23 protein-coding genes are annotated in these 22215 nt (G+C 74.1%); 7 read left to right on the top strand and 16 right to left on the bottom strand.

Annotated features, from left to right (window positions below; translation table 11 throughout):
• Window positions 1-23: 23 nt before the first annotated feature.
• Window positions 24-1490: a hypothetical protein gene (locus ACIHEI_RS29385; RefSeq protein WP_387648671.1), complete on the bottom strand. Its 1467-nt coding sequence runs from the start codon at window positions 1488-1490 to the stop codon at window positions 24-26.
• A gap of 420 nt (window positions 1491-1910) precedes the next feature.
• Here ACIHEI_RS29385 and ACIHEI_RS29380 point away from each other — a divergent pair, with 420 nt between their 5' ends.
• Window positions 1911-3071 carry an aminoglycoside phosphotransferase family protein gene (locus ACIHEI_RS29380; RefSeq protein ID WP_387648465.1) on the top strand — a complete coding sequence of 387 codons (1161 nt, stop codon included), beginning with the start codon at window positions 1911-1913 and terminating at the stop codon, window positions 3069-3071.
• Here ACIHEI_RS29380 and ACIHEI_RS29375 read toward each other — a convergent pair.
• From ACIHEI_RS29375 to ACIHEI_RS29360, 4 genes are all read right to left on the bottom strand, one after another.
• Window positions 3068-4231 carry an acyl-CoA dehydrogenase family protein gene (locus tag ACIHEI_RS29375; RefSeq protein ID WP_396608792.1) on the bottom strand — a complete coding sequence of 388 codons (1164 nt, stop codon included), beginning with the start codon at window positions 4229-4231 and terminating at the stop codon, window positions 3068-3070. The two genes, ACIHEI_RS29380 and ACIHEI_RS29375, sit on opposite strands and share 4 nt — an antisense overlap.
• 56 nt (window positions 4232-4287) lie before the next feature.
• Window positions 4288-4368 carry a putative leader peptide gene (locus tag ACIHEI_RS29370; RefSeq protein WP_359783877.1) on the bottom strand — a complete coding sequence of 27 codons (81 nt, stop codon included), beginning with the start codon at window positions 4366-4368 and terminating at the stop codon, window positions 4288-4290.
• A 7-nt stretch (window positions 4369-4375) separates the two neighbouring features.
• On the bottom strand, window positions 4376-4870 hold the full coding sequence (locus tag ACIHEI_RS29365; protein WP_387648470.1) for a hypothetical protein: 495 nt from the start codon (window positions 4868-4870) through the stop codon (window positions 4376-4378).
• Between the two features lie 878 nt (window positions 4871-5748).
• Window positions 5749-5988, bottom strand: coding sequence for a DUF397 domain-containing protein (locus ACIHEI_RS29360; RefSeq protein ID WP_392954999.1), 240 nt, complete (start codon window positions 5986-5988; stop codon window positions 5749-5751).
• A gap of 372 nt (window positions 5989-6360) precedes the next feature.
• On the opposite strand from ACIHEI_RS29360, the gene ACIHEI_RS29355 reads away from it, so the two are divergent.
• Entirely contained in the window at window positions 6361-6795 is a 435-nt protein-coding gene (locus ACIHEI_RS29355) for a PTS-dependent dihydroxyacetone kinase phosphotransferase subunit DhaM (RefSeq protein WP_387648674.1), read from the top strand.
• A gap of 177 nt (window positions 6796-6972) precedes the next feature.
• On the top strand, window positions 6973-7902 hold the full coding sequence (locus tag ACIHEI_RS29350; protein WP_396608791.1) for an NAD-dependent epimerase/dehydratase family protein: 930 nt from the start codon (window positions 6973-6975) through the stop codon (window positions 7900-7902).
• Between the two features lie 71 nt (window positions 7903-7973).
• On the opposite strand, the gene ACIHEI_RS29345 is transcribed toward ACIHEI_RS29350, so the two are convergent.
• The 6 genes from ACIHEI_RS29345 to ACIHEI_RS29320 form a co-directional block, all read right to left on the bottom strand.
• Window positions 7974-8453, bottom strand: a complete 480-nt coding sequence (locus ACIHEI_RS29345; RefSeq protein ID WP_387867455.1) for an NUDIX domain-containing protein — start codon at window positions 8451-8453, stop codon at window positions 7974-7976.
• 24 nt (window positions 8454-8477) lie between these two features.
• Window positions 8478-9074, bottom strand: coding sequence for a NeuD/PglB/VioB family sugar acetyltransferase (locus ACIHEI_RS29340; RefSeq protein WP_396608790.1), 597 nt, complete (start codon window positions 9072-9074; stop codon window positions 8478-8480).
• 104 nt (window positions 9075-9178) lie between these two features.
• Window positions 9179-9847 carry a sugar transferase gene (locus ACIHEI_RS29335; protein ID WP_392955005.1) on the bottom strand — a complete coding sequence of 223 codons (669 nt, stop codon included), beginning with the start codon at window positions 9845-9847 and terminating at the stop codon, window positions 9179-9181.
• Window positions 9848-9981: 134 nt separating this feature from the next.
• Window positions 9982-11163 carry a glycosyltransferase gene (locus ACIHEI_RS29330; RefSeq protein ID WP_396608789.1) on the bottom strand — a complete coding sequence of 394 codons (1182 nt, stop codon included), beginning with the start codon at window positions 11161-11163 and terminating at the stop codon, window positions 9982-9984.
• A complete protein-coding gene (locus tag ACIHEI_RS29325; RefSeq protein WP_396608788.1) occupies window positions 11156-11983 on the bottom strand; it encodes a polysaccharide deacetylase family protein in 828 nt (275 codons plus the stop codon). Before ACIHEI_RS29325 ends, ACIHEI_RS29330 begins: the two co-directional genes overlap by 8 nt.
• A gap of 284 nt (window positions 11984-12267) precedes the next feature.
• Window positions 12268-12528, bottom strand: a complete 261-nt coding sequence (locus tag ACIHEI_RS29320) for a hypothetical protein (protein WP_387648490.1) — start codon at window positions 12526-12528, stop codon at window positions 12268-12270.
• 354 nt (window positions 12529-12882) lie between these two features.
• Between ACIHEI_RS29320 and ACIHEI_RS29315 the strand changes: the two genes are divergently transcribed.
• The gene (locus ACIHEI_RS29315; protein WP_396608787.1) at window positions 12883-13923 is read left to right on the top strand and encodes a polysaccharide deacetylase family protein; all 1041 of its coding nucleotides are present in this window, start codon (window positions 12883-12885) and stop codon (window positions 13921-13923) included.
• 126 nt (window positions 13924-14049) lie between these two features.
• On the opposite strand, the gene ACIHEI_RS29310 is transcribed toward ACIHEI_RS29315, so the two are convergent.
• Complete coding sequence (locus tag ACIHEI_RS29310; RefSeq protein ID WP_387648494.1) at window positions 14050-14532, bottom strand: SRPBCC family protein; 483 nt, start codon at window positions 14530-14532, stop codon at window positions 14050-14052.
• A gap of 154 nt (window positions 14533-14686) precedes the next feature.
• Here ACIHEI_RS29310 and ACIHEI_RS29305 point away from each other — a divergent pair, with 154 nt between their 5' ends.
• The 3 genes from ACIHEI_RS29305 to ACIHEI_RS29295 all read left to right on the top strand — a co-directional run bounded on the left by ACIHEI_RS29305 (window position 14687) and on the right by ACIHEI_RS29295 (window position 17635).
• Window positions 14687-15445 (top strand): glutamate racemase, encoded by a 759-nt coding sequence (locus ACIHEI_RS29305; RefSeq protein WP_392955015.1) that lies wholly within the window; start codon window positions 14687-14689, stop codon window positions 15443-15445.
• Window positions 15446-15710: 265 nt separating this feature from the next.
• Entirely contained in the window at window positions 15711-16886 is a 1176-nt protein-coding gene (locus ACIHEI_RS29300) for a glycosyltransferase (protein ID WP_396608786.1), read from the top strand.
• Window positions 16886-17635 carry an SAM-dependent methyltransferase gene (locus ACIHEI_RS29295; protein ID WP_396608785.1) on the top strand — a complete coding sequence of 250 codons (750 nt, stop codon included), beginning with the start codon at window positions 16886-16888 and terminating at the stop codon, window positions 17633-17635. The genes ACIHEI_RS29300 and ACIHEI_RS29295 overlap by 1 nt, the downstream gene beginning before the upstream one ends.
• Here the strand turns inward: ACIHEI_RS29295 and ACIHEI_RS29290 are convergent.
• From ACIHEI_RS29290 to ACIHEI_RS29275, 4 genes are all read right to left on the bottom strand, one after another.
• Window positions 17625-18824, bottom strand: coding sequence for a glycosyltransferase family 4 protein (locus ACIHEI_RS29290; protein ID WP_396608784.1), 1200 nt, complete (start codon window positions 18822-18824; stop codon window positions 17625-17627). The two genes, ACIHEI_RS29295 and ACIHEI_RS29290, sit on opposite strands and share 11 nt — an antisense overlap.
• A 2-nt stretch (window positions 18825-18826) precedes the next feature.
• Window positions 18827-20023 carry a polysaccharide ABC transporter ATP-binding protein gene (locus ACIHEI_RS29285; RefSeq protein ID WP_396608783.1) on the bottom strand — a complete coding sequence of 399 codons (1197 nt, stop codon included), beginning with the start codon at window positions 20021-20023 and terminating at the stop codon, window positions 18827-18829.
• Window positions 20013-20912, bottom strand: a complete 900-nt coding sequence (locus tag ACIHEI_RS29280; RefSeq protein WP_387648510.1) for an ABC transporter permease — start codon at window positions 20910-20912, stop codon at window positions 20013-20015. Before ACIHEI_RS29280 ends, ACIHEI_RS29285 begins: the two co-directional genes overlap by 11 nt.
• A 261-nt stretch (window positions 20913-21173) precedes the next feature.
• Window positions 21174-21992: a thiol:disulfide interchange protein DsbA/DsbL gene (locus ACIHEI_RS29275; RefSeq protein ID WP_396608782.1), complete on the bottom strand. Its 819-nt coding sequence runs from the start codon at window positions 21990-21992 to the stop codon at window positions 21174-21176.
• Window positions 21993-22215 lie beyond the last annotated feature (223 nt).

The raw sequence follows: 22215 nt of genomic DNA, 5'->3' as shown, positions 1-22215 counted from the left end.
CGCGCCCGTCACGCACCGGCGGCTCAGATCGGCCGGGGGTCCCGGGGCGCGGGCAGTGCGTCGCGGATCCGTTCGCGCAGTTCGGCGACGGCCGGCAGGCCCTGGTGGCGTTCGGCGAGCCGGTCCATCTCGCGGAGCCGGTCCCAGGTGCGCTTGGAGGAGGTCTGGTCGATCCCGTCGAGGACACTGTTCGCCTGCGTCACGGCCGCCTCGGGTTCGCCGGCGATCCAGTGCGCGGAGGCCAGCGTGATCCGGTCGAGCAGCGCGGAGCGTTCCCGGCCGGTCTTCTGCCGCAGCCGGACGGCCTCTTGCGCGTGGTGGACGGCCAACGGGACGGCGCCGGCGTCGTGTTCGGCGAGGGTGCGGTGAACGAGCGCCTGCATGCCGTGCATTTCGGCCTCGTCGAACAGCTGCATCCAGCCGGGGGCGGGCCGGTCGGCCTCCTGGACGAAGAGGTGTTCGGCCTCGCCGAGGGTCCGGCGGGTGGCGTCGGAGCGGCCGAGCGAGGCGTGCGCCCAGGCTTCGACGGTGCACAGCATGGCGCGGGTGCGGGGCAGTGCGCCGTCGGCGGGGCGGGTGCCGGCCCGGGCGAGCTGCATGAGTTCGAGTGCCTCGTCGGCGCGGCCGAGGTGGAGCATCTGGCGGGCGGCGCGGGAGACGGCCTCGGCGGCCCGGGGGCGGTCTTCGGCCTCCCGGGCGGCCTGGGCGGCGATCACGAAGTAGCGCTGGGCGGTGGGTTCGAGTCCGACGTCGTGGGACATCCAGCCGGCCAGTACGGCGAGGTTGGCGGCGACCGTCCAGAGCCGGCGTTCCAGGGCGGCGGGGTGGCCGTGGGTGAGCAGGCCGCCGACTTCGTTGAGCTGGCCGACCACGGCCTTGCGCTGGAGTCCGCCGCCGCGGGAGGCGTCCCAGGCGCGGAACACCTCGACCGAGCGTTCGAGGGCGGTGACTTCCTCCTCGCCGACCGGGCCGGCTTCGTAGACGTCGGCCACGGGGCCGGGGCTCCGGGTGCGGGGGCCGCTGGCGGCTTCGGCGGCCGCGCCGCCGGTGAGCCAGTCGTGCAGGTTGTCGGCGATGACCGCGCCCGCCGCGAGGGCCGCGGAGGCGCCGACCAGTCCGCGTCTGTTCAGCATGAGGTCCATTCCCGTGAACTCGGTGAGGACCGCGGCCGTCCGATCCGGTGCCCCGGGTTCCGTCGGCGGTGGCGCCGTGCTGCCGGACCTGGCGGATCGGTGCCGTTCGAGACCTAAGTCCTCAGTGGTGACGACACGGCCGAGCCGCTCGGTGAACACCGCCGCCAGCACCCTCGGCACCGGGTCGCGCGGGATTTCGCCCTGCTCGATCCAGCGCCGGACCCGGGAGGTGTCGGTGGACAGCTGCTGCTCGCCCAGTGCGGCACCCCGCCGGTTGACCAACCGTGCCAGTTCGCCCTTCGACCAGCCGGTCAGTGCGAAGTGGTCGGCCAGTCTGCTGTTCGGCCCCCTGCTCAAATGAGCCCCCAGGTTCATCGGCTGGCTCACGACCCTAGTGGCTCTGTCACATGCCAAGCGACCATTCGCCAGGGTTCGCCAGGGTCCGCTATGTGGCGTGCCAGTGCCGATCGGGTGTCAGGTAGGTATGCGCCACCCCGACTTCGCGTCGGAACGGCCCCCGACCGGCCCGGATGTCGACCCGACGGCCAGTCAGGAGCCGGTCCCAGTCGCGTGGTTCAGGGGGTGGCGCAACCGGGTGGCGCGGGGGCACCGGGCATGGCACGGACGGTCGGAGCGGACGCATTTCCCCAGGGTGCGGCCGGTTCGCCGGGTCCGGCTCCGTGCCCGGCGCCCGCTCCCCACCCGGCGGCCCGACCCCAGTCGTGTCCGGGCCCCGTGAAGCTTTGCCGCCGGTCAAGGAAGGACCCTCACCCGCCCATGTACTCCACAGCCAGCACCGGTACTCGACCGACCGCCCCGATCGGGGTGGACGGCGCGGCCGCGCGCCCGCCACGCTCCGGTCTGCGCCCCCCGACCGCCGGTGCGGGCCGTCCCGTGCCGCGCACCGTGGAGCTGCGCGACCCGCGCGGGCGCACCACCCTGGTGACCCGTCCGATGCCGGAGCAGACGGGCCGGCTCGGCCGTCCGATGCCCGGGCGGGGCGTCGAGGCGTTCGTGGACCGGGTGGATCCGGCCGCGCTGCAGACCCCGGCGGTGCGTGCGGTGCTCGCCAACGTCGCGCGGATATGTCCCGCGTTCCTGCCCCGGCAGGTGCTGCGGGAGGGCAGCCGGCACATCCTGGTCGCGGGCACCATCGGCCGGGCCCCGGTGGTGGCCAAGTGCCTGGCGCCGGGGGCGCTGCGCGGTCCGCAGGCGGCACAGCTGATGGACCGGTTCCACCACGAGGTGGCGGTGTACCGGGCGTTCGTGCGACACCGCCCGCCGGTCCGGCTGCCGCGCCTGGTGGCGGCCGACCACGACCGCTGCGTACTGGTGCTGGAGCGGGTCCCGGGCCGTCCGGCGGCCCGCGAGCGGCACCCGGCGAACGCGCCGACGCCGGGCGAGGTGCGCGCGGTGCTCGGCGCGGTACGCACGCTGAACCTGTGGCGGCCGCCGACGGACGTGTTCGACCAGCCGCTGGACTACCAGACGGAGATCGCCCGCTTCCACTCGCTCGGCCTGCTGACCGACCGCGACGCGGGCGACCTGCGCGGCCTGCTGCACGGGCTGTCCTCCGTCCCGCGCCAGCTCTGCCACGGCGACGCGCTGCTGGGCAACGTGCTGCTGGCCCCGTCCGGCCCGGTCCTGCTCGACTGGGAACAGGCCGGCTGGTACCTGCCGGGCTACGACCTGGCGGTGCTGTGGAGCGTCCTGTCGGGCGACACCGCGGCCCGCCGCCAGATCAGCCAACTCGCCCAGTCCGGCGGCACGTTGGCCCGGGACGCGTTCCTGGTCAACCTGACGCTGGTACTGATGCGGGAGCTCCGGATGCACGACCTCCCGGGCGCGGGCGAGGAGCAGCGGATCATGATCCGCCGGCTGTACGACGACGCGTCGCTGGCCCGCCGCGCCGTGCGCGCGGCGGTCGGTACCCGCTAGCCCAACAGCGCTTCGCCGAGGGCGTCCAGGACGGCGTCCTCGGCGGGCAGTTGGGTGCGCAGGCCGAGGGTGTCGCGCAGGTGGCGCTCCAGCGGGTGGCGGCGGTCGAGGCCGGCGCTGCCGGTGAGGGCGAGTGACTGCTGGACGGTGTCGGCGGCGGTGCGGGCCGCCAGCAGCTGGACGGCGGGGGCGCGCCCGGCGGCGGCCGGGTCGGCGTCGATGCGGCTGGCGAGGCCGTGCACGAGTTCCTCGGCGCCGGTGAGCCGGGCGTCGAGTTCGCCGATCGGGCGGCGGTGGGCGGCGCTGCCGCGCAGGTGTCCGGCGGACCAGTCGAGGGCGGCCCAGGCGGTGCCCAGCAGGACGGCGGCGAGGGCCAGTTGACGCCGGGCGGCGGCGAGCGGGTGGCCGGCCGGGGCGGGGGTGCGGGGCAGCAGGACGGCGTCGGTGCCGACCCGGGCGCCGTCCAGCAGGACGTCGTGGCCGGCGGCGGCGCGCAGGCCGAGTTGGTCGGCGGCGGGGTCTATCTCGAGTCCCGGGCTGTCGGCGCGGATCAGGAACAGGCCGGTGCGGGGCCGCTGTTCCTCAGTGCGGGCTTCGACGGCGAGCCAGGCGAGCGCTTCGGCGCCGGGACACTGCGCGGCGCGGCCGCTGAGTCGCCAGGCGTCGCCGTGCCAGTGGGCGGTGACGGCGGGCGGCCGGCCGGGGGCGGCGCGCAGGGTGCCGACCAGGGCGGGGCCGCGGCGGGATTCGGTGAGCAGCCGCCGGTAGAGCGCGGCGGGCCAGGGCGCGCCGGCGGCCTGTTCGGCGTGGTGCAGCAGGGTGTGCGCGGTGAGCAGCGCGACGGACGCGTCGCCTCGGCCGAGCCGGGCCAACACCCGTACGGTGTCGGCGAGTCCGGCGCCGGGTCCGCCGTAGCGGTGGCCGACGGTCAGGGTGAGCAGCCCGGCTTCGTGGACGGCTTCGATGCCCTGGTACGGGAAGGTGCCGTCGCGGTCGTGTTCGGCGGCGCGGGCGGCGAGCAGGTCGACCACCCGGGGCAGCCGGCCGAGGACCCGTTCGAGGGCGGTCTCGTCCCGGCTGTTCGCAGAATCGGTTCCGCGTGCGGCGTCGGTCGGGCTTCCGGCGGCGACGGCGGGGGTGTGCGCGGGGGTGCGGGGCATGGCGGCGGTCCTCCGGGCGGGCGTGGTCGGTCGGGCGGTCCTGGACTCGGGAAGGGTCAGGACGCCGGACAGGCCGCGCCGGCGGTGCGCCGGAGGTCCACGTGCAGGCGGCGGGTGAGCAGCGGTGGCCGGGGCATCGCGCGCCTAGTCCTGCTGGAACATCTCCGCCGGAAGCGGCTTCAGGAGCTGGTAGAGGTCGTCCGAAATCGGCCGGTCCCAGGAGGCGATGGTGACCTGGACGTCGTCGCTGCGCCCGAACTGGGAGCAGTACAGGCGCCCTTCGCTGACCTTGACCTTCCGGACGATCAGCAGGTCGTCGCCGAGCATGACCGGGAAGTCCTCGGCGGAGACGAAGTCCACCGGCTCGTCGTTCTCCAGGGCGGCGAGCAGCTGCCGGACCTCGAAGGGCACGCCGTCCTCGCTCTCGCGGGCGGGTGACCCCTGCGGGACGTTGCCGATCAGCATCGCGGGGCCGCGGCCACCGAGCAGGTCGTAGCGCAGGAAAATGCCTTGGCAGGATCCGTCCGGACCGGCCATGATCATGGCCCCGAACAGGCCGGGCCAGTCGCCCGGGTCCATCGCCAGGACGTCGAAGTCCGGGCCGGCGGGCTGTCCGGAGCGACGGCGGAGAAATGACATGGGCCCATCGTACGTGCCCGGTGGGCCGGGGCAGGTGAGTGGGTCCGCGATCAGGCCGGGATCTACGCTCAGGGACCAATGTTGACTCTGAGCAACCGTCCGGGCTACGTTCGGTTCAGCACGACGGCCGCCCCGGGCGAGATCCACAGGGTGCGGCTTGTCGCAGCGTGCCTTGCGCGCATTCCCTCACTGCGCACGCGGTCGTGTGAACGTCAGTCGTGTGAACTCACAAGCACCATTTGCTGATTCAATCGGTCTTCCAACTCTTCGCCGCTGCGGAGAGCCTGCGCGACGCGGAAAGCGTCGGAGCGGTGGACGGACCGGAGGAAGCGGCACACAAAAGCCATAGGAAAAACCGAGCCAGGTCCGCGGGGGCCCTCCCGCCGTCGCGTTCGCGGACCTTGCCCGGATCACCGCCGCGTGGGGGCGTGCGGAATCCGGGTTTTGGCCCTGCCGGGGAGTAGCTCTTCCCGGTCGGGCTCGCTCCCGTCGCGACGGCTGCCGCACTCTGTGCGGTTCTGGGTGGGAGGGCCCGTCATCGGCGCCGGTGACGGGCAGCACAAGCGGGCGCCGTGCCAGACCGCGTGGGGGCGGTCGGCACGGCGTCTGCCTGCTCTTACTCTCTGGCAGGCTTGTCGGACAGTCAACAAGTTTCGGCCCATCAGAACTCTTTTGTAACCTCGGAGTATGCCCGCTCGTCACCTTCGCGAGCGGTTTCGACGGGTGCGGATCAGGGCAGTCCGGGCGTACCGGTCACCTTCGAAACGGCCGAAATCCGCCCGCGTGCGGCCGAATTCGACACCGGGGGGGCCGAATTCGGCCCGGTGGGTGCCGAGTTCGGCCACCGTACGGGGTGCCGGCGCCCTCGTCGGCCGTGGTCAGCCCTGGGTCTGCCGGTTGGGGTCGAATTCGCCGTCCCGCGCGCCGAGGACGAAGGCCCGCCATTCGGCGGGGGTGAAGATCAGCGCCGGGCCGTCCGGCTCCGCGCCGTTGCGCATCGCGATGTAGCCGTCGACGAAGGCGATCTGCACACCGTTCGGGTCGTCGTTCGCGGACTGCCACTCGGCTCCGCTCACATCCAGCTCGATCTTGCGCCGGTCCGCCGCCTGTGCCGCCATGGTGGTGCTCCCTCCGCTGCCGTACCGGCCCTTGCCGATCTGTGCCGACAGCCGACCTGTGTCGGTCTCTGTCGGTGTTCGAGCGGCCAGCCTAGCCATCGCGGGCGGCGGGTTCGGCGGATCGCGCCGGGTCTGCCCCGCGGGTGGTCGAGATGGTCCGATCCGGCCGTGTCCGGCCGACACCTGTGCTAAAGGCAGGCCACGGGGGCCCGTTCGAGGTAGGGATGGGTGGCGATCAGTCAGCCACACACCGGGGAGCAGCCGATGGACCAGCGGGACGGCAGCCGCGCCGACGTCATCCCGATCACCACCGCGCCGTCCGCCCCGGCGGCGGGCACCGCGACCGGCACGCTGCCCGCCCCGACGCCCACGGTGCCGCGGCCGTCGCGGCCGGCCGGGCACGGGCGGGTCGGCGTGGTGCTGGTCTCGCACAGCCACGAGGTGGCGGACGCGGTGCGGGCGCTGGCCCTGGCGGTGGCGGAGTCGGGCGATCCGGCGCCGGTGGTGGCGACCGGCGGCTCGATCGCGGACGGTCTGGGCACCAGCGCGGTGCTGGTGGCGACGGCGGCCCGGCGGGTCGACCAGGGCCACGGCGTGGTGGTGCTGTGCGACCTGGAGAGCGCGGTCGACACGGTGCTGGCGCTGCTGAGCGAGGCCGACGAGCACCTCCTGCCGTTCCCGGTGCGGTTCGCGGACGCGCCGTTCGTGGAGGGCGCGGTGGCGGCGGTGGCGACCGCGACGGCCGGCGGCGATCTGGCGGCGGTGCTGAACGCGGCGGAGGAGGCCGGGCGGCGCCCGAAGCGCTGAAACCCGCCGTGCGGCTGCCCGTTCTCGGCCGGTCGTCGTACGGGATTGTGGCCGATGGGACGGTTTGGGTGCGACTGACCGGGTTTTCGGCCCGGTGGGCCCGGACGCGCGGCTAGAGTCGGCGCATCGGCCCGGTGGGGGGATCCCCGGGGCCCGGCGGAGGGGTGGTGTGCGGCGATGCGAGTGGTGATCACCGGCGGGGCCGGGTTCATCGGGGCCAATCTGGCCCGGGAGTTGACGGCCCGTCCGGAGGTGTCGGAGGTCCGGGTGGTGGACGACCTGTCCACCGGCAGCAAGGCCAACCTGGCGGGGGTGGACGTCACGCTGTTCGAGGGCACCATCCTCGACCCGGCGCTGCTGGACGCGGCGTTCACGGGGGCGGACGCGGTGGTGCACCTGGCGGCGCTGCCCTCGGTGCCGCGCTCGGTGGCGGCGCCGCTGGCCAGCCACCACGCCAATGCCACCGGCACGCTGGAGGTGCTGGAGGCGGCCCGCCGGGCCGGCGGGCTGTACGTGGCGGCGGCGTCCTCGTCCTCGGTGTACGGCGCCAACCGCGAGTTGCCCAAGCGCGAGTCGATGCGCACCGCGCCGATGAGCCCCTACGCGGTCTCCAAGCTCGCCACCGAGGCGTATCTCGGGGCCTACCACCACTGCTACGGCCTGGGCGTGCTCCCGCTGCGTTTCTTCAACGTCTTCGGCCCGCTCCAGCCCGCCGGCCACGCGTACGCCGCCGTCGTCCCGGCCTTCCTCGACGCGGCGCTGCGCGGCCGGCCGGTGACGGTCCACGGGGACGGTCTGCAGAGCCGCGACTTCACCTATGTCGGCACGGTCGCGCAGGTGCTCGCCGAGGCGGTGCTGCGCCGGGTGGTCAGCGCCGATCCGGTCAACCTGGCGTTCGGCACCCGCACCACCCTGCTGGAGCTGATCGCCCTGCTCGGTGAGGCGCTGGGCGAGCCGGTCGCCGCCGAGCACGTCGATCCCCGGCCGGGGGACGTCCGGGATTCCCAGGCCGACAACTCCCGCCTGCGCGAGCTGTTCCCCGACATACGGCCCGTCCCGCTGTCGGAGGGCCTGCACCGCACCGCGGCCTGGTTCCGGACGCCCTGAGCCGCCGCCCGGCGCGAACTGCCGCCCCGGGGTGCGCCGTTGCGCGCTCCGGGGGCACGGCGGTCAGCCGGTCAGGATTCGCCCAGTTCGAAGTACGCCGTGCTGTTTCCGGCCAGCGCCAGCTCGATCCGTTTGCGTGCGGACGCGTCCAGCTCGGGCAGCGCGTCCGGGTGGAACCAGCCGACCTCGAGCGATTCGTCGTCGTTCACCCGCGCCTCCCCCGCCAACGGGCGGCAGCGGAAGGTCAGTTCCAGGTACTGGGCGTGGTCCCCGTTCGGGTACTCGATCACCGGCGAGACGGTCACCGAGGTCAGCGCCTCCGGCAGCACCGTCACGCCCGTCTCCTCCAGGCACTCCCGCACCGCCGCGTCCGCGGGCTGCTCCCCCGGATCGACGATCCCCCCGACCAGCGACCACTCCCCGTTGTCGGCCCGCCGCCCGAGCAGCACCCGCCCGTCCTCGTCCACCGGCACCACACCGACCCCGGACAGCCACAGCGGCCGGTGGCCCACCAGTTCGCGCAGCTCGGCCAGAAACACAGGAATTCCCATGCCCAGGAGCCTAACCGGCGCCGATCAGGGCATCGGCCGGGCCGGGGCGCCGATCACGGTGGTGCGCGCCGGCACGTCGCGGGTGACGACGGCCCCCGCGCCGACGAACGCGGCGGGGCCGACGGCGCGGCCCTGGAGGACGACGGCGCCCGAGCCGACGGTGGCGTCGTCGTGCAGCAGGACGGCGCCGGAGACGTTCGCGCCCGGGTAGACGGTGACGCGGGCGCCGAGGCGGGCGTCGTGGCCGACGGTGGCGTTGTAGTGGACCTGGCTGTGCGCGCCGAGGACGACGCTGCTGGAGACGTGCGCGCCGCCCATCACCAGGCAGCCGGCGGCGAGTTCGGTCTCCGGCGCGACGATCGCCCGCGGGTGCACCAGGGTGGCCGGGCTGCCGCCCGCCGCGTCCAGCAGCAGGGCCAGCCGGGCCCGCACCGCCGGATCGGCGATCCCGATCAAGTACGGTGCCCTGGAGGGGAGTTCACCGGGCTTGCGAACGGGCAGCCCGCGCACCCGCTCACCCGCCAGCCGGTCGTCCAGGAACCCGGCGACGGGCACACCCGCCGCGATCGCGACGTCCAGCGCCTCCCGGCCGACCCCACCCGCACCCGCGATCCACAGCATCCCGCCCCGCCTCCACTCGCACCGACTGCCCCGGACCATACGGCAGACCGGACGGCCGCGGGGTGAGCCGCTGCCGCCCGGCCGCACACGCCGAATCGTTTTTGTCAGCCGCGCAGCTCCTCCCGGGCCAGCCGGGGCGCGGCCGCGGTGGCCTGTCGCGGCAGCACCACCCGCGGCGCGGCCGGGGCAGGCGCCTCGGCGGGAACCGGGAAGCCCGGGTTGACGCCGCCGGCCGCGGTGATGCCGGTGGGGCGCAGCAGCATCCTGGCGGTGCCGACCAGGATGCGCAGGTCGAGCAGCAGGGTGCGGTGTTCGATGTACCAGAGGTCGAGTTCGATCCGTTCGGGCCAGCTGATCGAGTTGCGGCCGCGGATCTGCGCCCAGCCGGTGAGGCCGGGGCGCAGCGCGAGGCGGCCGCGTTGCCGGGGTGAGTAGTGGACGACCTGTTCGGGCAGGGTGGGGCGGGGTCCGATGACGCCCATGTCGCCGCGGACGACGTTCCACAGTTGTGGGAGTTCGTCGAGGCTGGTCTTCCGCAGCAGCGCGCCGAGGCGGGTGATGCGCGGGGCATCGGGCTCGTCCGGGTGGCGTTTGTCGCGCATGGTGCGGAACTTGAGGATGCGGAACTCCTGGCCGTGGCGGCCGGAGCGGGTCTGCCGGAAGATCACCGGTCCGCCCATGGTGGCGCGGATCAGGAGGGCGATCACCAGGCCGAGCGGGACGGCGATGATCCCGGCCAGTGCGGTGACCGCGAGGTCCCCCCCTCGCTTCATTTCTCCCCCAGTGGGTTGCTGCGTGGTGGTGTGGTGGGCCCCTGCCGGGGCTGGTGGTGGGCGCGCCGGGCTGCTGGCGCGCGTGACGGTGGCGCTCGGGGCAAGGCGGTGAACGTGGTGCGGGTGGCGCCGGGTCAGTCGGTGGTCCAGGGCAGGCCGCGCCGGTGGGCGACGGCGGCGTAGGTCTCCAGGGAGATCCGGGCGACGGTGCGCTGGTCGAACTGTTCGAGGGCGCGGCGGCGGGCCGCCGTGCCCAGGCGGGTCCGCAGGTGCGGCTCGGTGAGGAGCCGGTCGAGCGCGTCGGTGAGGGCGGCGGCGTCGGCGGCGGGGGCGAGCAGCAGGTGCTGGTCGTGGGTGCCGATCTCGCGGCAGCCGCGGATGTCGCTGAGCACCATGGGCAGGCCGCTGGCGGCGGCTTCCATGCCGGAGCGGGAGAACCCTTCCCGGTAGGAGGGGAGGACGAAGACGTCGAGCGCGGCGTACACGGCGGGCATGTCGTCGCGGCTGCCGAGGAATTCGAGTCCGGCTTCGGCGGCGCGCAGCGCGTCGGGCTTGTCGGGGTCGTCCGGTCCGATCCACACGAAGCGGGCCTTGCCGGCCAGTGCCCGGGCGGCTTCGGCGTATTCGCGGATGCCCTTCTCGGCGACCCGCCGGCCGACTCCGCCGACCAGCAGTTCGTCGTCCCGTACGCCCAGCTGCTCCCTTACTGCTGCGCGCAGCGCGTCCCGTTCCGGCCCGGGCGCGGGGAAGCGGTCGAGGTCGACGCCGTTGCCGACCACCCGGGCGCGCCGGGCGGGGACGCCCCAGCGGGCGAGGGTGCGGTGGTCCTCGGCGTTCTGGTACAGCTCGGCGTGCGAGAACCGGGCGGCGAACGCTTCGGCGCCGAGCACCAGCAACCGCTTGGCGAGCGGGTCGTGGGCCTGCGCCCAGAGTCCGTGGCAGGTGTTGACGACGACCGGCACCCGGGCGAGCCGCCCGAGGACGCGGCCGAGGACGCCGGTCTTCGGGTTGTGGGTGTGCAGCACGTCGGGCCGGATCTCGCGCAGCGCGGCGAGCAGTTCGCGGGCGGCGGCGAGGTCGGCGGCGGGCTGCCAGGCGCGGGTGAGCGAGGGCAGCGGCCGGTACTGGACGCCGAGTTGCTCGACCCGCTGCCGGTAGGGGCCGGGGGCGCTGAGGCCGTACGTCGCCAGGCCGTGTTCGACGTCGACGGCCAGTTCGGTGGCCAGCAGCAGGTGCAGCGACATGTCGACGGTGGTGAGGTGGGCGACCCGCAGCGGCCGCCCGCCCTCGCCCCGTAGCCACAAGGGCTCAGGCACGGGCGCCCACCGCCTTCGCGGTGGCGACGATCCGGGCGTAGGCGCGTTCGGGGACCAGCCGGCCGTGGAGCTTGGCCCGGAAGAAGTCGATCGGGTCGGTGCGGCGGACCGGGACGCGGTGGAAGCGGACCGGATCGCCCCCCGGCAGGTTGCGCCCGACCCGGCCGGTGGCGCTGGTGCGGAACCGGGCCCGCAGCGCGGCCTCCATGTGCGGGACGGGTGTGCCCCAGGTGTAGGCGAAGTGGCGCGGGCGGGTGCCGAGGTGTTCCTCGACGTCGTCGCCGCAGGCGTCGAGTTCGCCGGTGGTGAGCAGCGCGGGGCGGGCGTGGCTGCGGGTGTGGTTGGCGACGGTGCACAGCCCGGACGCGGCCATCTCGCGCAGTTGCTCCCAGCTCAGCCCGGTGGCGGGGGCGCCTTTGGCGGTGGAGCCCTCCCAGCGCATCGGGCCTCCGACCATGCCGCTGGCCAGGTAGACGGTGAACGGCAGGCCGCGTTCGCGAAGGATCGGCCAGGCGGTGTCGTAGGTGTCGGCGAAGCCGTCGTCGAAGGTGAGGACGGTGCTGGGGGTGCGCAGGCCGGCGTCGAGCCGGTCGGCGGCGGTGTCCAGCGGGACCACGCGGCCGGGCGGGAGCTCGGCGAGCAGGTCGGCCTGGGCGGTGAAGTCGGCGGTGGCGAGGTCGAGCTCGTCGGCGGTGCCGCCGCCGATCCGGTGGTAGATGAGGACGGTGGCGCCCTCGCCGGGAGCGCGGCCGGCCGCGCGGGCCAGCTGCTGTTTGACCTTCGTCCTGATGCCTGTGGCGTCGCCGGCGGTGCTCGCCATGACGTCCCCCCTCGCGGTGCCCCCGCACCGGCCCCTGGTGAAACTCCCCCGGCCCGCGGCTTGCGCGGGCGATGGGTTTCACAGTAGGGGGAAGTGTGGTGTCACTGCTGGGGAAACGTGAAAGAAGTGCGTAGGTAAGCCGAAAATCGGTCGATCTGACCGGCACTGTCCGTTTGGCCGACACCTTCCGGTCGCCCGGCCGGTTCGCCCCTTCCGGGAGCCGGTCGCCGGGGGCGTCAGGCGCGGGGTGTCAGCCCCGGGGTGTCAGCACGCGGCGCGGGGCGTCAGGACGCGGCGTCGCGGCCGGGCCGCAGCAGCGCCAGGCCGACCCGGGCGAGCAGCAGCACCCCGGTGGCCAGGCAGCCGGCCACCGCCATCACCCAGCCCGGGCCGTCGCTCTCCGGGACCAGCACGGCGACCAGGATGCCGAGCACCACACAGCCCGCGCCGACCAGGGACAGCAGCAACTGGTGGCGGCGCAGGGCGCAGCCGCCGAACACGGTGGACCAGCGCGTAGCGGCGCGATCACTTGGGGTGTCTGCCATGCCCTCCACGGTAACCCGGCCCCGCGCACCGGGCCACGGCCTTTGGGCCCTGGTCAGGAGGCACGGCCCGGTCCCGCAAGGGTCGAGCGGCCGACTCCCCCGTCCGCCGTCCGGACGGTTCCGCGCGGTCGTTCGGACGGTTCCGGTCGGCCGTTCCGGGGCGCCCGCGAAATCTCGCCGTCCGCCGTACAACCATCCCGCCACTTCGGTGGTCTCCACTACATTGAGCGATCCAGGAGCCGTCCGACGAGCGGGATTGGGAGTACCCGCCGCGGGCTAGATCACTCGGGAGCGGAGCCGCCGTTCCCGGGGTCGGAGGCCGGGCTCCGCCTGCCGACGGTACCGCCACGCCGCATGCCGGCGACCGAGGGGGGAACCGTGCCGTACGCCACCGCCACCGCCACCACCGCCGCCGCCGTCTGCGCCCCGCCCCAGCCTGCCGCCGTACCCGCTGTCGCCGCGCCCGCCGTCGCGCCGGACCAGCCCCGGGACCGGAGCAGCTGGCTGCGGTTCAGCCCGGCCCAGCCGTTGTTCCGGGCCAGGGCCGCGCAGCGGCTGGCCGTGCTCGCCTATCACGGCATCACCGATCCACGGTCGTTCGGCGCCCAGCTCGACCGGCTCCGACGGCTGGCCACCCCGGTGTCGGTGCAGGATGTGGAGCGTTCGCTGGCCGAGTGCCGGCCGCTGCCGCCGCGCTCGGTGCTGGTGACCTTCGACGACCCGGACCGCACCGTGCTGCGGCACGCCCTGCCGGAGCTGGTGGCGCGCCGGATCCCGGCGGCCGCGTTCGTGATCGCCGAGATGGTCGGCACCGAGCAGCCGTTCTGGTGGCACGAGGCGGCGTTCCTGGCCCGGCACGGCGGCCGGGCCCGGCTGCTGCCCCGCGGCGGGGACCCGGCGCGGGTGCTGGCGCTGCTCAAGGCGCTGCCCGACCCGGACCGCCGCCGCAGCCTGGCCGAGCTGCGGGTCTCCGCGTCCCGCCGCCCGCCGGCCCAGGAGCAGCTGCACCCGGAGGACCTGCGGGCGCTGCGCGAGGCGGACGTCACGGTGGGCAACCACACCCTCGGGCACCCGTCGCTGCGGCGCTGCGACGAGGCGACGGTGCACGCGGAGATCGCGGGCGCGCACCGGGCGCTGACCCACTGGCTGGGCGAGGCCCCGTCCGCGTTCGCTTACCCGGACGGCGGGTTCGACGAGCGGGCGGACGCGGTGCTGCGCCAGCTCGGCTACCGGCTGGGCTTCCTGTCCGACCACCGCCTGGGCCCCCGGCTGCCGGCCCACCCGCTGCGGATCAGCCGTCTCCAGGTGGACTCCACCACCTCGACCCGCCGTTTCGACACCATCCTGTCGGGCCTGGAGCCGGCGGTTCAGCGCCTGCTGGGCGCCCAGGCGTAACGGTTCGCCTCGGTATCGACCGGGCCGTCACGCGCGGTCGGTACCGAGGCGAACCACGGTGTATCCGGCGAGAACCCGACCCGGCCGCGCCGTCCCGCACGTCAGCCGGACGGAGCAGATCCGGGTTCAGCTCCCGCCCGGGGCCATCTCCCACGGCTCCTGCGGCAGGGGCTCTCCCGTCTCCAGCAGCGACTTCAGGTTCGCCAGGACGGCCGGCCAACCGTGCGAGATCGCCCGCAGCGCGGTGCGGTCGCGCAGCTTCTCGTGGGTGACGGTCAGCCGGACGATGTCCCGGCCCGGCTCGATCAGGAAGGTGACGGTGGCGGCCTGGTCGATGAACAGGTCCGGCCGGTCCTCGAAGGTGAGCACCAGCCGGGTCGGCGGCTCGGCCACCAGCACATGGCCCGTGACGTCGGCCGTACCGGAGCCGTCGGTGCGGCGGTGCTCCCAGGTGGATCCGGCCTGCCAGTCGGAGACGTTGGCGTGGCCCCAGAAGCGGGCCGTCAGCTCGGGGTCGGTAAGCGCTTTCCACACCTGCTCCGGGGTGGCCCGGATGTAGGTGGCGTACACGTAGGCCGGGATGGCACCGGTCTCGGATTCGCTGCTCATGGCGCACTCCTCCTCTGCCGGGCCATCGTGCAGACGGGTTCCGGCCTGCCGCAAACGCGGGCGGCGGGCGGGCCTCGGCCCCTGTGCGCGGTGCAGGTGGCCCCCCACTGGCCGGGCCGGGGTCCGTGCCGGTCAGGGAGTAGAGTCGTTGCTCGTGAAGATCGCCCTCGTGGACTCCGGAATCGGACTGCTCGCTGCCACCGCCGCGCTGCGCCGCCTGCGGCCCGACGCGGACCTGGTCATCTCCTGCGACCCCGACGGCATGCCGTGGGGCCCCCGCACCCCCGAGGACATCACCGAGCACGCCCTCGCCTGCGCCCGCGCCGCCGTCGCCCACCGGCCCGACGCGCTGGTGGTCGCCTGCAACACCGCGACCGTGCACGCGCTCGCCCGGCTGCGCGCCGAGTTCGAGCCCGAACTGCCGGTGATCGGCACCGTCCCCGCGATCAAGCCGGCCACCGCGGCGGGCGGCGTGGTCGCCATCTGGGCCACCCCCGCCACCACCGGCAGCGCCTACCAGCGCGGCCTGATCGCCGAATTCGGCGGCGACGCCACCGAGGTCCACGAGGTGGCCTGCCCCGGCCTGGCCGAGGCCGTCGAGCACGCCGACGAGGACGCCATTGCCGCCGCGATCGCCTACGCCGCGGCCCGCACCCCCGCCTCGACCACCGACGTCGTCCTCGGCTGCACCCACTACGAGCTCGTCGACGACCGCATCGCCTCCGCGCTGGCCGTCCCCGCCCGCTTCCACGGCTCCGCCGACGCCGTCGCCGCCCAGGCGCTGCGCCGCGTCTCCCCCGGTGCCCCGGGCGCCGGCACCCTCACCGTCCTGCACTCCGGCCGCCCGGCCGCGCTGCAGACCGCTGCCCTCAACTACCCGCAGGGCGAGATCCTGATCGGCGCCCGCGTCTGACCCTCCGGGCGTCGCGCACCACCGACCGATCGCGCTGCCGGCCCTGCCCCCGACCACGACGGCGCCCGCGCTGATCGCCGCCCGGTCGGACCCTCGACCGCACCGCCCCCCCTGTCGCCGACCGGCTGCCACCCGCCGATCCCCGCAACACCCCGCCGGGACACCCACCCGCCCGCGCCCCGCGGCCTCGCGGCAGCCCGTCGCAGCCCGTCGCAGCCCGTCGCGCCTCGGGGTCGCCCCGCCGCCGGTGGGGCAGACTGCCGGGGTGACCGTCCTGTGGTGGGTGTCGGTGGTGGCGCTGGCGGCGTGGGTGTGGCTGGCGGTGTGTCACGGCGGGTTCTGGCGGACCGATCAGCGGTTGCCGCCCGGGGGGCCGGAGCCGTCGCGGTGGCCTGACGTGGTGGCCGTGGTGCCGGCCCGCGACGAGGCCGGCGTGCTGCCGCTCTCCCTTCCGACGCTGCTGGCACAGCAGTACCCAGGCCGGGCCCGGGTGGTCCTGGTGGATGACCACAGCACCGACGGCACGGCCGAGTTGGCGCTCGCGCTGGCGGCGGCCGGTCCGGGGCTCGCGCTGGAGGTGACCACTCCCCCAGCTCTCCCCGAGGGCTGGACGGGCAAGTTGTGGGCGTTGCGGCACGGCGTCGGGCACGCGGGCCACGCCGAGTGGCTACTGCTGACGGACGCCGACATCGCGCACCGGCCCGGCTCCCTGCGAGCGCTGGTCGCGGCGGGCGAGGGGCACGGCCTGGACCTGGTGTCGCAGATGGCCCGCCTGCGGGTGGCGTCCGGCTGGGAGCGGCTGATCGTCCCGGCGTTCGTGTACTTCTTCGCGCAGCTGTACCCGTTCCGCCGCTCCAACCGCCCCGCCTCCCGCACCGCCGCCGCGGCCGGCGGCTGTTCGCTGGTACGCCGCCGGGCCCTCGAACGGGCGGGCGGGGTGGCGGCGATCCGGGGCGCGGTGATCGACGACGTGTCACTCGCCCGCGCGGTCAAGCGCACCGGCGGCCGCACCTGGCTGGGGCTCGCCGACCGGGTCGACTCCGTCCGCCCCTACCCCGGGCTGTCGCCGCTGTGGCGGATGGTCTCCCGCAGCGCGTACGCCCAACTCCGTTACTCCCCACTGCTGTTGCTCGGCACGGTGCTCGGCCTGACGCTGATCTACCTGGTACCGCCGGTCGCCGCCGTGACCGGTCTGCTCGGGGGCTTCCGGTGGACGGCCGGCGCCGGGTTCGCCGGGTGGGCGGTGATGGCGGGCACGTACGCGCCGATGCTGCGCTACTACGGCCGTCCGGTGACGGAGGCCCCACTGCTCCCCTTCACCGCGCTGCTGTACCTGCTGATGACGGTCGACTCCGCCGTCCAGCACTGGCGCGGACGCGGCGCGGCCTGGAAGGGCCGGACGTACCCGCACCCGCAGCGCGCCGAGGGCAGGATGGACTGATGGAACGTCAGGAGATCGGACGCATCGCCCACCGCGGCCACCCCGTGGCCGCCCCGCTGTCGGACGCGTCGGTGCACCGCCTGCTGGAACGCCAGCTGCGGCGCTGCCCGAACAGCTCGGCCCTCGACCTCGGCTGTGGCGAAGCCGCTTGGCTGGTACGGGCGTTGACCATGCACCCCAACCTTCAGGCCATCGGCGTGGACATCGACCCGGCCGCCCTCGACGACGGCCGGCGGGCCGCCGAACGCGCGGGCGTCGAGGGCCGTCTCGCCCTGCACCACGCCGACGTACGGGAGTTCGAGGCCGCCGATTCCTTCGGCGCCGTCCTCTCGGTCGGCGCGACGTACGCCTTCGGCGGCCTGCTGCCGACCCTCGAAGCCGTCCGCCCGCTGCTCGCCCCGGGCGGCACCCTGCTGCTCGGCGAGAGCTACTGGGAGGACGGCCGGCCTACCGACCACGCACGCGAGTTCTTCGGCGACGACCTCACCGACCTGTCCGGCGTCCTCGCCACCCTCCGCACCGCCGGCTGGTGGCCGATCGCCGGACACACCTCCACCCGCGAAGAGCTCGACACCTACGAATGGTCCTGGACCGGCTCCCTCACCGACTGGGCCCTCGACCAGCCCCCGGGCCCCGACCGCGACCAGGCCCTCGCCGCCGCCACCCGCCACCGCCACCAGTGGCTGACCGAGTACCGCGACGGCTTCGGCTTCGTCACCCTCCTGCTGCGGCCGGCCGTTACCGCGTGAGCAACCGCCGGGCCGTCGGCTTCACGTACTCGTAGCGGGTCATCTGCTCGAGGTCGCGGAGCCAGGCGGTGCGGCCGGGGGGTTGGCGGAGGAGTTCGCGGTAGATCTCCTCGAAGGCGGTGGAGACGTGGTCGAGGGAGAACCGGCCGACCACCCAGTCGCGGCCCCAACTGCCGAGCTCGGCGCGGCGATCCGGGGAGTCGGCCAGGACGCGGATCTGGGCGGCGAGGGCCTTGGAGTCGGCGGGGCCGTCGCCCTGGCCGTACATGCAGCGGGAGGCGTGGGGTTCGACCAGGGGGCCGGGTTCGTGGATGGCGGTGTAGCCGTTCGCGCCGTGGACGATGACGGGCTTGGCGAAGGCCAGGCCGCGCAGCGCGGAGCCGCCCATGCCGAGGACGAGGTCGGCGGCCTCGTAGGCGGGGCGGGGGTCGGAACGCTGGCCGGTGAAGACGATGGCCTCGCGGCCGAGTTCGGTGTTGAGGCGGGCGGCTTCGGCGCGCAGCGGCTCCTCGCTGGGGCCGCCGCCGACGACGACGAGGACGAGGGACGGGTCGTCGAGCAGGCGGACGGCGGCCATGGTGCGGCGGACGCCGGCGTCCTTCTCCAGCCCGGAGACCAGGCGGGTGACGATGCACAGCAGCAACTGGCCGTCCCCGGCTCCGACTTCGGCGCGGAAGGGGGAGCCGGGGACGGATCCGGGGGCGTCGAGGACGGTGTTGACGGGGGGTTCGATGAGTCGCAGGTCGCGGTGCCCGAAGGCCCGCGCGTCGCCCATCAGTGCACCGAGGCCGAGGACCAGGGGCTGGTGGCGGGGCATGCCGCGGAGCATCCGGATGCCGTAGAAGGTGGTGACGATCGGCAGGCGCCCCTGTCGGCCGGGGCCGAAGTAGGCGTTGCGGGCGGCCCGGACCTCCCAGGCGTGGACGAGTTGGGAGCCGTGTTCGTCGGCGAGGCGGCTCAGGCGGGCGCGGATGACCGCGTGCGGGGTGTCGGGGTCGCCGGCGACGACGAGGTCGAGGTCGTGTTCGGCCGCGAGTTCGACGAGTGGCGCGGGGCCGTCGACTCCCTGGGCGAACAGGACGGGTTGGTGGCCGCGGTCGCGCAGGGTGCGGGCGATGTCGACGGCGTTGAGCTGGGCTCCGCCGAGGGCCAGGTTGTTGAGGTGGACCAGGACACGGACCGAACGCACGGTCACTCCTCCCACTGGTGCGGTACGAAGACCGGCGCGGCGAGCACGACCGCGCGCGGCGGGGTGTCCAGCATCGGGCCGAACACGTCGAACTGGCCGGCGGAGTGCCAGCTCATCAGGGTGCCCCCGTCGGTCTTGCCGATCGAGTAGACGCCGGTCCACAGGGTGTAGCGGCCGCGCGGCAGCGGCAGCCGGGGGATCACGCAGGCCACCCGGTGGTCGCCGCCGGCCAGTCGGATCTCGTGGCTGATCTGGAAGATCGGGCTGGAGGTGCCTTCGCTGACGCCGAGGTGCAGGGTGGCGTCGCCGCGGTAGTCGCCGCCGAGGGTGAGTTCGACGGTGACGGGCTCGTCGGTGTGCAGAGTCTCCTCGCCGTCCTCGCCACGCACCTCGTACTTCAGCAGTTGCAGCGGCTCGCCGACCCGGGCGGTGGCCTCGGACTGGGCCTCGATGGAGTCGCGGTAGCCGGCCAGCGCGTCCTTGATGCCGGCGTCCACCCGGACGGTGCCCTGTTCCAGCCAGACGCCGCGCCGGCAGATCGACTGGACGGCGGGGAGGTCGTGCGAGACGAAGACGATGGTGGTGCCCTGTTCGGCGACTTCGCGCATCCGGTCCAGGCAGCGCTGCTGGAAGACGGCGTCGCCGACGGCGAGGACTTCGTCGACCAGCAGGACGTGCGGCTCCAGGTACGCGGCGACCGCGAAGCCGAGGCGCATCTGCATGCCCGACGAGTAGAACTTCACCTGCCGGTCGATGGCGCCGCCGAGCCGGGCGAACTCGACGATGTCGTCGAAGCGTCCGGCGACCTCGCGGCGCTTGAGGCCGAGCAGCGCGCCGAACAGGTAGATGTTCTCCCGGCCCGTCAGGTCGGGGTGGATGCCGGCCCGGATCTCGATCAGGGCGCCGATCCGGCCGCGCACGTCGATGACACCCGCGTACGGGTACATGACCCGGGTGAGCATCTTCAACAGGGTTGACTTTCCTGACCCGTTGGAGCCGATCAGGCCGACGGACTCGCCGGGTTCGATGTGCAGGTTGATGTCGCGCAGCGCCCAGCGCCAGTCCTCGCCGCGGTCGCCGCGCAGCCGGCGGGCGGCCTGTTCGACCCGGTCGCGCAGCAGCATCCGCTGCTGGTCGGCGCGGAAGCGCTTCCAGACCTGTTCGGTGCGGATGGTGCCCAGTGGGTAGTCACGCGACATCGGCGATCCCCGTTTCCAGCTTCTTGAAGAACAGGTACCCGCCGACCAGGAACACCAGCGAACTGACCGCCGCGATCAGCGTCATCCGGGCGTCCGGTGCCTCGCCGTACAGCAGTGCCTTCCGGTAGCCCTCGATGACCGCGCCGAGCGGGTTGACGCCGACGTAGATCTCCTGCAGCCGGTGCGGGATCTTGGCCAGCGGGTAGGCGACGGGGGTGGCGAACACTCCCATCTGGGTGATGATCGGCAGCAGGTGGCGGACGTCGCGCAGGTAGACCACGGCCACCGAGAGGATCAGCGCGATGCCGTAGGTGAACGCGAACTGGATCAGCAGCAGCGGCAGCGCCCACAGGAAGGTCGCGGCGGGGGCGGTCCAGAACACCAGGAACATCAGCGCGAGCACGCCGACACCGATCACCATGTCCACCGTGGCGACCAGCATGGTGGCGAGCGGGAACACCTCGCGCGGGCAGTACACCTTGTTCAGCAGGCTGAGGTTGTTGGCCAGGCTGAGCGCGCCCTGGTTCATCGTGTTGCTGAAGAACTGCCAGACGATCAGGCCGACATAGGCGAACAGCGTGTACGGGGCGGCGCCGGTCTCGATCTTGACGGCACGGTGGAACACCAGGGTGAAGATGGCGCACAGCGCGAGCGGGGTGAGCACCGCCCAGGCGAAGCCGAGCACCGCCTGCTTGTACCGGGCCCGCAGGTCGCGTTCGGCCAGCGCGCGCACCAACTCCCTTGCCGCCCACAGTTCGTGGGCGACCTGGACGGGGCGCAGCCGGCGTTTGAAGACCAGTTCGGGCGGTGGCCCGGCCGGGATCGCGACGCCGGGAGGTGCCGGTTCGCCCTCGCGGTCGTCGATGACCTGTGCGCGCTGTCCCCCCACGGACTCCCGCCCTCTCCGAGCACGGTGCGGCCGCGCCCGGTGTCTGTGTCGACTGTGTCGGAGCCGGGCGGACGAGACGGTCCGGGCGGCCCGGCGACCACCATGGCACACAGCGTGGGGGCGGCGGGCGGGTTCCGTGAAGATTGCGCCAGCTCAGGCCGGTTGTCGACGGGTTGTCGACGGGTTGTCGATGGTTTCGGGCCGAACTTCCCTGCTGGGCCGCGGAGTTCGCCTCGGTCAGTGGCCGGGGGTTCCGGTCGGTCAGTGGCCGGCGTTCCCGTCGGCGACCAGTTGGTCGAGCGCGGCGGGTACGTTCTCCACGCCGCCGGCCCGGGTGGGCGAGGTGCGGCCGTTGCCGTCGACCACCACAGTGGGCAGTTCGTTGACCCGGTAGTCGGAGAACAGCTTAGGCGCCTGCTCCACGGCCCGGTCTACCTCGGGGGAGTGATAGGCCGAACGGAACTTGGCGGCGTCCATGCCGTGCGCGGCCGCCCACTCAGTGGCGCGCTGCTCGGTGGTCAGATCAGCGTGCTCGTCGCGGACGGCGTGGAACACGGCGGCCTGCTGGCGGTCCACCTCGCCGAGCCGGTCCAGGGTGTAGAACAGCCGTGCGTGGGTGCGCTGTTCGGCCTCGTCCGGGCTGCCCACCCAGATCGCCGGGACGCGGCGCAGCTTCACGTCCGACTGGTGCCTGGCGGCCCAGTTGGTGAGCGGGGACTCCAACCGGGCGGAGTGCGAGCAGTTGTACCAGAAGAACTCGACGGCCTCATGGGTACGGGCGGCCTTCGGCCCGTTGGCCTGCGATCCGCCGGCTTGCGGTCCACCGGCTTGCGGCCCGCTGGCCGGGGCCTGCTGCTGCGCGGGCGCGTCCGGTCGGGCGGCCGGGGGTGCCCCGTGGTGGTTGGCCGGCCTTGGCTGCTGGGCGGCGGCGAGGTACTGACCGGGTGCCATCAGCTGCTTCCCGGTCAGGCCGTGCGGTGTGGCCGGATAGGCGGACACGGCGTGTGCGGCGGCGGCCGGGGCGGCGACCAGGCCCCCGGCAACGGCGATCAGGACGGTGGTTCTCAACAGCGGCTTCACCAGGGCAGCGTGGCAGCCCACCCGAGCACGGGCCAGGCGATCCGGCGCCGGTCGGCCGAATTCGCCGGAACGGAGCAGCGCAGCTCGAACTGGCGTCGGAGAGACGAACGTTGGGGAGACGGACGCTGGGCGACGGACGCTGGGGAGACAGGCGCCGGGGAGACCGGCCGGTTCCCGGCGGGCGGGCGGCGCCCCCGCACACCCGCCCACCGGAACCCGGCTA

The organism is Kitasatospora sp. NPDC051984 (assembly GCF_044593455.1).
Taxonomy (GTDB): domain Bacteria; phylum Actinomycetota; class Actinomycetes; order Streptomycetales; family Streptomycetaceae; genus Kitasatospora.
Note: the sequence above shows the minus strand (reverse complement) of the source record. Positions and strands in the feature narration are given on the sequence as shown.